This window comes from Kineosporia sp. A_224, assembly GCF_002198655.1.
Taxonomy (GTDB): Bacteria; Actinomycetota; Actinomycetes; order Actinomycetales; family Kineosporiaceae; genus R-H-3.
In genome coordinates this window covers 1-10,043 of the sequence record NZ_MWLN01000118.1, presented here as the reverse complement: position 1 = coordinate 10,043, position 10,043 = coordinate 1, and the positions used below count along the sequence as shown (strand labels likewise).

10 protein-coding genes and 1 pseudogene are annotated in these 10,043 nt (G+C 74.9%); 6 read left to right on the top strand and 5 right to left on the bottom strand.

Annotated elements, in window-relative coordinates; genetic code table 11:
- Window positions 1-681, top strand: a 681-nt coding sequence (locus EDJALFJO_RS10770) for an FAD-dependent monooxygenase (protein WP_198950193.1), incomplete at its 5' end; no start/stop codon positions are given.
- Between the two features lie 2 nt (window positions 682-683).
- Here the strand turns inward: EDJALFJO_RS10770 and EDJALFJO_RS10765 are convergent.
- Window positions 684-1,631, bottom strand: a complete 948-nt coding sequence (locus tag EDJALFJO_RS10765) for an MBL fold metallo-hydrolase (protein WP_088285012.1) — start codon at window positions 1,629-1,631, stop codon at window positions 684-686.
- A 57-nt stretch (window positions 1,632-1,688) separates the two neighbouring features.
- Here EDJALFJO_RS10765 and EDJALFJO_RS10760 point away from each other — a divergent pair, with 57 nt between their 5' ends.
- The 4 genes from EDJALFJO_RS10760 to EDJALFJO_RS10745 all read left to right on the top strand — a co-directional run bounded on the left by EDJALFJO_RS10760 (window position 1,689) and on the right by EDJALFJO_RS10745 (window position 5,480).
- Window positions 1,689-2,360: an ABC transporter ATP-binding protein gene (locus EDJALFJO_RS10760; protein ID WP_369812516.1), complete on the top strand. Its 672-nt coding sequence runs from the start codon at window positions 1,689-1,691 to the stop codon at window positions 2,358-2,360.
- Complete coding sequence (locus EDJALFJO_RS10755) at window positions 2,357-4,216, top strand: hypothetical protein (protein WP_088285010.1); 1,860 nt, start codon at window positions 2,357-2,359, stop codon at window positions 4,214-4,216. The genes EDJALFJO_RS10760 and EDJALFJO_RS10755 overlap by 4 nt, the downstream gene beginning before the upstream one ends.
- A gap of 209 nt (window positions 4,217-4,425) precedes the next feature.
- Window positions 4,426-4,740 carry a hypothetical protein gene (locus tag EDJALFJO_RS10750; RefSeq protein WP_088285008.1) on the top strand — a complete coding sequence of 105 codons (315 nt, stop codon included), beginning with the start codon at window positions 4,426-4,428 and terminating at the stop codon, window positions 4,738-4,740.
- Entirely contained in the window at window positions 4,740-5,480 is a 741-nt protein-coding gene (locus EDJALFJO_RS10745) for a metallophosphoesterase (protein WP_088285016.1), read from the top strand. Before EDJALFJO_RS10750 ends, EDJALFJO_RS10745 begins: the two co-directional genes overlap by 1 nt.
- A gap of 27 nt (window positions 5,481-5,507) precedes the next feature.
- Here EDJALFJO_RS10745 and EDJALFJO_RS10740 read toward each other — a convergent pair whose 3' ends face one another.
- The 4 genes from EDJALFJO_RS10740 to EDJALFJO_RS10725 all read right to left on the bottom strand — a co-directional run bounded on the left by EDJALFJO_RS10740 (window position 5,508) and on the right by EDJALFJO_RS10725 (window position 8,577).
- Window positions 5,508-6,347, bottom strand: coding sequence for a phosphotransferase enzyme family protein (locus EDJALFJO_RS10740; protein WP_088285006.1), 840 nt, complete (start codon window positions 6,345-6,347; stop codon window positions 5,508-5,510).
- Between the two features lie 126 nt (window positions 6,348-6,473).
- Complete coding sequence (locus tag EDJALFJO_RS10735) at window positions 6,474-7,007, bottom strand: GNAT family N-acetyltransferase (protein ID WP_088285014.1); 534 nt, start codon at window positions 7,005-7,007, stop codon at window positions 6,474-6,476.
- An 89-nt stretch (window positions 7,008-7,096) separates the two neighbouring features.
- Complete coding sequence (locus tag EDJALFJO_RS10730) at window positions 7,097-8,119, bottom strand: IS1595 family transposase (protein ID WP_088285004.1); 1,023 nt, start codon at window positions 8,117-8,119, stop codon at window positions 7,097-7,099.
- A 47-nt stretch (window positions 8,120-8,166) separates the two neighbouring features.
- Window positions 8,167-8,577: a GNAT family N-acetyltransferase gene (locus EDJALFJO_RS10725; protein WP_369812515.1), complete on the bottom strand. Its 411-nt coding sequence runs from the start codon at window positions 8,575-8,577 to the stop codon at window positions 8,167-8,169.
- Window positions 8,578-8,962: 385 nt separating this feature from the next.
- On the opposite strand from EDJALFJO_RS10725, the pseudogene EDJALFJO_RS10720 reads away from it, so the two are divergent.
- Window positions 8,963-10,043, top strand: a pseudogene (locus EDJALFJO_RS10720) (hypothetical protein); the annotation flags it as partial.

Genomic DNA, 10,043 nt, shown 5'->3' with positions numbered 1-10,043 from the left:
CCGCAGTCCGCGCCGCAGCCCGCCGCCGGGGCCGGCCCGGAGCCGGCCGCCCCGCTCGGCCGGATGCAGATGATGTTCGGGCGCCGCGCGTTCTTCGGCTGGGCGACGGCGCCGGACGGTGCGACGTGGTGGTTCGCCAACGTCCCCCGCCGCGACGAGCCCGCTCCCGGTGAGCTCGCGGCCGTGCCGTCTGACGTGTGGCGTTCACGGCTCGCGGCCCTGCTCAGGGACGACGCCGGGCCGGCGGCGCGGATCGTCGCCGCCACCCCCGGTGACCTGGGGGCGTGGGCCACGTACGACGTCCCGCGGGTCCCGGTGTGGCGCGGCCGGCGCACGGTGCTCGTCGGGGACGCCGTCCACGCGACGTCCCCGTCGTCCGGGCAGGGCGCCGCGCTGGCCGCCGAGGACGCCCTGGCGCTCGCCCGCTGCCTGCGCGACGTCCCGCAGGACGCCCTGGCCGCGTACGAGGGCCTGCGTCGCCGGCGGGTGGAGCGGGTCGTCGCTGCCGGGCGGCGCACGAGCAGCAGCAAGACCGCGGGGCCGGTGGGGCGGGCCGTCCGGGACGCCGTCATGCCGCACGTCCTGCGCCGGATCGGGCCGGACGGCGGCCTGGGCTGGGTGTTCGCCCACCGCAACGACTGGGAGGAGCCGGTCGCCGCGGACGCCGTGCCCGGGCGCTGAGGTCAGGCCCGCCGGGCCGGCAGGGCGAGCCGGTCGAGGTCCCGGACGGCGACCACCTCGAGGTCCGCGCCGGCCGCCCGGACCGCGCGCCGGGCCTCGACGGCGAACTGCTCGACGTCGTCCCCGTAGCGGCGGGAGAAGTGGGTCAGCGCGAGCAGCCGGGCCCCGGCAGCGACGGCGATCTCGGCGGCCTGCCGGGCCGTGAGGTGCCCGTACGCCGCGGCGAGGTCGGCGTCGACGTCGAGGTAGGTGCTCTCGCAGAGCAGGACGTCGACGTCGCGCGCGATCTCGACGGCCCCGGCGCACACCCGGGTGTCCATGACGACGGCGACCGACTGCCCGCGGCGCGGCTGGGTCACCTCGTCGAGGAGCACGACCCGGTTGCCGATCGCGATCTCCCCGGTCTCGGAGAGCCGGCCGACGTCCGGCCCGGAGATCCCGAGCGCCACGAGCCGCTCGGGCCGGAAGGTCACGCCGTCCGGCTCCTCCAGCCGGTACCCGACCGCCGGGATCCGGTGGTCCAGCGCGGCCGCCGTGAGGACCCACTCGCTGCCGCCGGCCAGCCCGCGTGCCTGGACGCCGTCCGACTCGACCGGCACCTCGACCGCGGGCACCGGCCCGGCCGGGGCACCGGCGTGCCGCAGCACCCGGACGTCGCGCAGCGAGGCCGCGGGGAAGTGCAGCACCGCCGGGCCCGGGGCGTCGTCGACGGCCCGCCGCGCGAGGACCCCGGGCAGGCCGAGACTGTGGTCGCCGTGCAGGTGCGTCAGGCAGATCCGGTCGACGGACGCCGCGCTCACGCCCGCGAGGAGCAGCTGACGCTGGGTGCCCTCGCCCGGGTCGAAGAGGATCGTCAGACCGTCCCACCGCAGGACGTAGCCGTTGTGGTTGCGGGTGCGCGTCGGGACCTGCGAGGCCGTGCCGAGGATCACCAGCTCGCGGGAGGACACCGGGGCACCCTAGCCGGGGCACCCTGACCGCGGCATAGGCTGCGCGTCGTGGCAGTCCTGCTCAGTCTCGACGGCGTCAGCCGCAGCTACGGCGACCGGGTCGTGCTGCACCCGGTGAGCCTCGACGTCGCCGCGGGGGAGTGCGTGGCCCTGCTCGGCATCAACGGCTCCGGCAAGTCGACGCTGCTGCGGATCGCCGCGGGGCGCGACAAGCCGTCGTCCGGCAGCGTGACCTTCGACGGGCACGTCCTGGACGAGGAGGACCTGCACGCGCGGGCCCGGATCGCCGTCGTCGGCGACGTCGCCGCGACCTACCCCGACCTCACGGTCCGCGAGCACCTCATGCTCGTCGCGGTCTCGCACGGCGTGGGCGACGAGGCCGCGGCCTGGGTCGACTGGGCCCTCGAGGACCGGCACCTGGCCGACAAGGCCGACGCGCTGCCGTCCTCGTTGTCGTCGGGGCAGCACCAGGCCATGCTCCTGGCGTCCGCGCTCGTGCGCCCGCGCGACCTGCTCGTGCTCGACGAGCCCGAGCAGCGGCTCGACCCGGGCGCCCGCGGCCGGCTCGCGGACCGGCTGTCCGCCGAGCGCGCCGACGGGACTGCCGTCCTGCTCGCGACGCACCACCGCGAGCTCGCCCGGGCGGTCGCCGACCGGGTCGTGGTGCTCGAGGACGGCCGTGTCCTCGCCGAGGGGACCCCGGACGACGTCTTCGCCGACGGCCGATGACCGACCCGGCCCCGGGCGCGACCGGTCCGGACGACGCGACCGCCGACCCGGACGAGGACGACCTCCCGGCGCGGGACGACCCGTACTGGGACGACCTCACCGCCGAGACCTTCGCCTTCCTGCGGCGGCTGCGGGCCGCCGAGCGCCGTCGCAAGATCGGCAGCGCTGCCTACACCGCCTACGTCGCGCTCGTCGTCGCGCTCGTCTACGTCGTGCCGTACGTCTGGTACGCGCTCGTCCAGCCGGTCCCCGTGGCCGCCGAGCGGACGGCCCCCGCCTGGGCCCTGGCCGGTGTCGGCCTCGGGATGCTCGTGCTCGTCGGGTTCCTGCGGGACGGCGGCTGGCGCGGCCCGGCCGTCGTCGACCGCCCGACGGCCGCGTGGCTGCTGCCCTCGCCGACCCACCGCCGCGCCCTGCTCGTGCCGCGCTGGCGGACGGCGCTCGCGCTCGGGGCGGTGTCCGGGGTCGTCGTCGGCGGGCTCCTCGGCATCGTCGGCCGGGTCGTCTCCGGTGGCACCGCGGGTGAGGTCGCGGCCGCCGGTGCGGTCGCCGGGCTGCTCCTCGGAGCCGGCGGGACGGCGCTCGGCGGGGTCGCGGAGACCGCGCGGCGGCCGCTGCGCCGGGCCGCGCTGCTGTGGCTGGCACCCGGGGTCGTCCTCGGCGGCGCGGTGCTCCTCGCCCGGGCCGCGGGCAGGACCGGGACGCGGGACTACCTCGACGCCCCGGTGCCCGGCGCGGCCGGGTCCGTCGCCGGGCTCCTGCTGTGGAGCGGCCCGTGGGGTTGGGTCGTCCAGCCGCTCGTGGCCGCCCTGCCCGGCCGTGCCCCGGGCGGCGTCGAGACCCTGTGGCCCGGCGGGCTGCTGCTGGCCGTGGCCGCGACCGCGCTGCTCGTGCGCCACGTCGACGGCCGGGTCTCGACGCTCGACGCCCGCACGCTGCGCGACCGGGCCGACGCCGTCGCCCTCGTCGGCGCCTCGATCCTCGCGCTGCAGCCGCGCCGGGCGCGGCTCACCGTGCTCGCGGCCCAGGGCCATGCGCCGTCCACCCGGGTGCGGCTGCCGGTCCCCCGGCAGCGCTGGCTCGTCGGGCCCTGGCGGGACGCGACGTCCCTGCTGCGGGCACCGTCCCGGCTCGTGTGGTCGGTGCTGTGGCTCGCGCTCGGGGTCGTCCTGCTCGCCGCGTCGTGGCGGGCCGGGGTCGGCCCGCTCGACCCGGGCGTGCTGCCGCGGACGGCGAGCCGGGCGCGGCTGGGGGAGAAGGTGCTCCTCGGGGTGCCGGGCCTCGTCGCGGTGTACCTGTCCGCCGCCCAGCTCGCCGAACCGGCCCGCCTCGACGCGGACGATGTGCGCCGGATGCGGATCCGCCCCACGGCCGCGACCCGGCAGGCCCTCGGGCACGCCGTCGTCCCCGTCGTGGTCCTCGGCCTGCTGCTGGCCGCGGGGCTGGTCGTCATCTGGGCGCTCACCGGGATCGCCCCGTGGACCGCGACCGGCACCGGGTGGATCGTCGTCGAGGGCGCGGCCGGTGCGTCGGTGCCGCCGTTCGACGCCGCCGTCGTGCGGACCGGGCTGGTCGCCGCGTTCCCCGCCCTGCCGGTCATGGTCGGGGCCGCGCTCGTCAGCGCCTACCGGGGCGACGCCCCGCTCACCCTCCTCAGCTCGGGAGCGGGCTCCCCGATGGGCGACCCCGGGCCGGCCTCGCTGCTGGCCTGGTACGCCCGGGCGCCGATCGTCGCCGTCGTCCTGCTCGTGCCGACCCTGCTCGGCTGGTCCGTCGCGGGCACCGTGACAGCGGTCGGGGCGGTCGCCATGCTCACGTGGGCCGGGATCCGCGCCGAGGCGATGCTCCGCGCCTGAGCGGTCGTGCCGCCGGAGCGCCCGCGCATCTGCGCGCCCCGAGGACGAATGCCCGGCCCGCTCCGGGGCAGAGGACCGGGGACGGACGGCGCAGGTCGCGGGAGGGCACGGCGGCCGGCGCCGCACCGGACCACTGACGCAGCGGGCCGCCGACCCTCGAGAAGGATCGAGCACGGCGGTCCGCCGGACCAGCACGGGAGGAAGACGTCGTGAGCGAAGGGACCGGACCGTCCCGGACGGTCGTCGAGGGGGTACCCGACGCCTACGTGCTGCCCGACGCCTACGCGCTGAAGGATGTCGAACGCAGGATCTGCGAGGACGACCGGATCACCGAGATGGGTGTCCGGCTGTCCGTCCGGGGCGCGCGGATCGTCGTCCAGGGCACCGTGGCGAGCCCGAGCCGCCGGGACGACGTGCTCGCGCTCGTCCGTGCGGCCTGCCCACGCTGCCCCGTCCTCGACGAGATGCGGCTCACGGACGGCGACCTGTCGACGCCGCCGCACGGCGCCGAGGTGATCCGGTGATCCGGGTCGCCGCCGTCGGGGACGTCCACCTCGCCCCGGACGTCGCCGGCCGGCACCGCGCCGGGCTGGTGGGGATCGCGGAGCACGCCGACGTCCTGCTGCTCGCCGGGGACCTCACCCGGCACGGGACACCCGAGGAGGCCGTCGTCGTCGCGAGCGAGTACGCCGACCTCGGGGTGCCCGTCGTCGCCGTGCTCGGTGACCACGACTACCACAGCGGGGCCGAGCCCAAGGTCGCCGACCTGCTCGTCGAGGCCGGGGTGACCGTCCTCGAGGGGGAGGGGCTCGTCCTCGATTTGCCCGCCGGGCGGCTCGGGATCGGCGGGGTCAAGGGCTTCGGGCTGGGCTTCGCCGGCCGTTGCGGGAGCGACGTCGGCGAACCGGAGATGAGGGCGTTCAGCCGGCACGGCCGGGAGGGCGCCGAGCAGCTCGCGCGGGCCCTGCGCGGCCTGGACGACGTCGGCGTCGACGTCAAGGTCGCGCTCACGCACTACGCACCGGTCGAGGAGACGCTGCTGGGGGAGCCGCCCGAGATCTGGCCGTTCCTCGGCAACTACCTGCTCGGCGAGGCGATCGACGCCGGGGGGTGCGACCTCGCGGTGCACGGGCACGCGCATGCGGGGCGCGAGAAGGGCACGACGCTCGGCGGGGTGCGGGTGCGCAACGTCGCGCAGCCGGTGATCCGGGCGGCCTACGCGGTGTACGAGGTGTCGGCGACGCGGGTGCTCGTCGGGACGTAGCGCTCGCCGTCAGAGGGTGGCGAGCTGTCAGAGGGTGGCGAGCAGACGGCGGGCGTCGGCGAGGCCCTTCTCGTTCTCGGTGGTGTCGATGCCGCCGGTGAGGTCGTTCGTGGCCAGCCGCCCGGCGAAGTACACGCCCTGGACGGCGGCCCGGAAGCGCCGGAACGCGTCGAGGTGCTGCAGCTCGTGGGCGGTCAGCGGACCTCGTGCCGAGTACCGGCGCAGGAACGCCGCTGCCCTGTCGGTTCCGCCCAGGTACATCACGGCGGACGCGACGTCGTAGAGGACCGGACCCCGTCGTGCGCCGGCCCAGTCGACGAGACCGGTCGTCCCGGTCCTGTCGTCGTGGATGAACGCGCCGGGGAACGGGTCGGTGTGCAGCACCGACCAGGTGACGGTGAGCGGGTCGGTCTCGGCCCGGACGGCGTCGATGGCGGCGGTCAGCCACGGGTGGTCCGCGACGCCGGGCGCGTGTGGCGAGAGCCAGTCCGGGGCGAACGCGGCGGTGCCCGGCCCGAGGGCGGGGTCGCCGACGGCGGGGTTGCCGGCCGTATGAATGCCGGCCAGGGTGTCCGCCATCCAGCCCTGCTCCTCGGCGGTCCCGCCGTCCAGCTCGCGGCCGGGAACATGCTGGAGGAGAACGAGAGCAGGATCGGTGAGGACGAGCATGCCCTCTCGCGCGGGGACCGGGCGCCCGGTGACGAACCCGGCGTCCGCCAGGGCGGCGGCGACCTCGGCTCCCGCGATGAGGTCCGGGAGCCCGCTCGCCGGTACCGACTTGGCGACGAAGGTCGCGCCGTCGTGCTCGACCCACCACGTCTGCGAGTTCATACCGCCGCCCAGAGACCTCACGCGGGCAGCGGCCATGCCCCAGTGAGTTGCCAGGAGCTCCGCCAGGTTCTTCACGGTGCACCTTCTCGCGCCGTCGTCGGCCTTGCGTCGGATCTCTTGTGGAAGAACAGCTTTGACGGTCGTTGACGGGCGAGGGTGTCGTCAGAGCGTGTCGAAGGGAGCGGCGTAGCGAAATCGACCGGTCTGTCCGGCGTACCGGGTGAGGCAGCGGACCTGGAAGTAGTCACCCCACGAGGGGTCCGGCGCGGTGATGCCGGTCGTCCGTGCTGGCACGAAGCCGAAGCGTTGGTAGTAAGCGGGTTCGCCGACCAGGCCGACCAGGGGTTCGTCCAGTGCATCGGCCGCCCCGAGGACGGCGTGCATCAGGGCCGAGCCGACGCCTGTCCGTTGCCGCTCGGGCAGCACGCTGAGCGGGCCGAGGCCCAGGGCCGGCCGATCGTCTGTGCGGGCCCGCGTGCACACGACGTGCCCGACGACCAGGCCGTTCTCGATCGCGACGAGCGACAGCGCCGGAATCCATGCGGCATCAGCGCGCAGCCGTGACAGCAGGGTCACCTCACCGGGATCGCCGCCCGGCTCCACCGGTGGGGCGCTGTGCGGCACGTCGCGGAACGCGGCGGCGGTGACGGAACGGATGGCCGCGACGTCGCCGGGTCCCTCACGCCGGATCAGCATCCCGGCAGCCTGGTGCTGCTCCATGCCGTTCGTCAACGGCATATTCGGCCGCGAATGACAGAGATCGAACAAACGTACTGCATATTTGCTTAACACCAGTTGCTTGATTCGGCTTGCTGCTCATGGGGTTTGAGTAGCTGGTGCAGTGGGTTCGGGTCGGTGCCGACGGCCTGTTGGAGCAGTCGGTAGAAGAGCAGTCCTCTGCTCTTGGCGCCGCGTCGGTTGAACCTGAAGGTGTACTCGTCGAGGTAGTAGGGCAGCTGCTGGACCTCGACGCGGTAGTGCAGGGTGCCGATGAACCAGCGCTTGAGCAGTGAGGCGACCAGGTGCACGCCGGGCAGGACGGTGGCGGGGTCGGTGGCGGCGTAGCCGTTGGTGGGTTCGTGCTTGAAGCCGTGGTCGGGCAGTCGCTTGAGGATCGTCGCGCCGTCGGTGCGGATCGTGGTGCCGGGCTCGATGACGGCTTGGGCGAACACGAGCAGGTCGACGGTGTTCGGGCGTTGCGCGACCTGCATCCGGACCCGGCCGAGCCGGACCTGTCGGCGCGAGGGCCGGCCGGCGCGGGTCCGGGAGCCGCTGGTGGCACTCGGGTCGAGCTCGACGGCGATCATTACCGGGACCTTGTCCGCGTAGCCACCCATGGTCCCGCCGGAGACGCCACCGATCAGGGTCTCGTCGAGCTCGACGACCGTCCCGGGGCCGCCGATGCGGTCCCGGTCGGGGCGGACCATCGCCCGTCGCAACTTGTGCAGCCAGGCCCAGGCGGTCTGGTAGGACCCGAACCCGAGCACCCGTTGCAGACCCAGGGCAGAGACGCCGTTCTTCTGCGAGGTGACGAACCAGATCGCAGCGAACCATGTCGACAACGGCGTCCGGGTCCGATGGAAGATCGTGCCGGCCGTGACTGACGTGCCACGCGAACACGACCGGCACATCCACAGCCCGCGCCCGGTCCGCCAGAACTGGCCACCATCGCACGCAGGGCAGACGAACCCGTCCGGCCACCGCAGCCGAGCCAGGTACTCCACACACGAATCGTCGTCCGGGAACCACTTCAGCAACTGCTGGTACGTCGCCGGATAGTCCACGCCCGCAACAGGTCCCGTGCCCATGTCGCATTCTACTTGAGACAACCAAATATGCAGAACATCAGTTCGAATCAATCGTCGAGAAGAAGCTTCATCCCCTCGTGCGACGCGACGAACCCGAGCCGCGCGTAGAACCGGTGCGCGTCCGACCGCCGCTTGTCCGTCGTCAGCTGCACGAGCGAGCAGCCCCGCCGGCGGGACTCCTCGATCGCCCATCGCATGAGCGCCGTCCCCAGCCCCCGCCCGCGCATCGGCCCGTCGAGGCGCACCGCCTCGAGCTGCGCCCGCAGCGACCCGCGCCGCGCGAGCCCCGGGAGGAACGACAGCTGGAACGTCCCGGCGAGCACCCCGTCGACCTCGGCGACGACGAGCAGGTGTGCCGGGTCGGCGTCGATCGCGCGCAGCGCCGCCCGGTACCGCGCGAGGTCGGCCTCGTCCCGGATCCCGTCGCGCAGCCTCGCGTGCTGGTCGGCGGCGATCATCGCGACGAGCGCGGGCAGGTCGTCGTCCGTCGCGGTCCGCAGGACGACGTCCGTGCCGTCGACGTCGAGCCGGTCGAGGATCCCCACGGCTGCCTCCTGGCGTGCGGTCGGACGGCGAGGTGCAGCCGACGGTAGCGGCCGTCGCCCGTCACCCGCCCGGCCCCGGCGCCGACGTCGATCCATCCGATCCGCCCGATTCGCGGATTGGACCTTCGTCGTACGACCCTCGCGTCGCGCGCCGGATCCGCCGTTGTCATCGCTACGCATTGCGTACGCAAGACAACAGTCCGCTGAGCACGTCCGCTCAGCTGTCCGCTCATCGCCTCGGTACGGCGCCGCTCGGGGACCGGCGGCGCCGCACGCGGGGCAGCTCCTGAGGAGTCCCATGCGTCCACCGGTCCCGCGGCGTTCACGCGCCCTGTCCGTGCTCGTCCTCGCCACGCTGTCCGCGGCCGTCGGCGCCACCGGTGCCCAGGCAGGGGTGAGCCCCGCTGCGCTGCCGGGCCTCACCGTCAAGGCCGGCAGCTCGGCGACCACGCGGCTGTCGGTGCAGGTACCGGTCGCGCCGCCGCGCCCGACGCCGTCCGCCGTCGACGTCGAGCTGGCGGTCGACACGACCGGCAGCATGGCGGGCGGCATCCTCCAGGCACGGGACGACGCCGCCGCGCTCGTCGCGGGCGTGCAGGCCGTCGTCCCGGGCGCGCGCTTCTCCGTTGTGCAGTTCCGCGACTCCTTCGACGCCCCGCTCGAGTACCGGGTCGAGCAGCCGATGACGACGGACGGCGCAGCCGTCACCGCGGCGCTCGGCCGGCTCGCCGCCGGCGGGGGCGGCGACGCCCCGGAGGCGCACAACCTCCTGTTCCACCAGGCGGCCGCGGCGGACCCGGCCGTCGGCTGGGACACCACGCCCGCGGGTGCGGCGAAGTTCCTCGTCGTCCTCAGCGACGCCGAGCCGCACGGCGCGGCCCGGTCCGGGGCGGGCGGGTGCATCGACATCAGCAGCGACCCGCACGGCTACGCCACGAAGGCCGAGCTCGCGGGCCCGGACGGCCTGGCAGGCCGGGGCGTCGGGCTGTTCATGGTGCTCGAGCCAGGGGCGCTCTCGGCGTCCCTGCCGTGCTACCAGAACCTCGCGCTGCTCGCCGGCGGCGCCTCCCGAGGCTTCGTCGGCGGCACGGACCTCGCCGCGCAGCTCGTCCCGCTCGTCACCGGCACCCCGACGGTCGCGTTCGACGTGCACGTCGGCGTGACCGCGGACGTCGCCGGCGCCGCCTCGTGGGTCACGACGTCGCCGACGTCCTACACCTCCGTCCCCTACGGCAGCACGGTGACGCCGGACGTCGTCGTGACGGTCCCGAAGACGGCCTCCAACGGCACGGTGAGCTTCGTCCTGACGGCCTCGGCGGACGGCGTCCCGATCGGCTCCTCGACGCTCGCCGTCACGGTGACCGGCGCGAGCGGCGGCG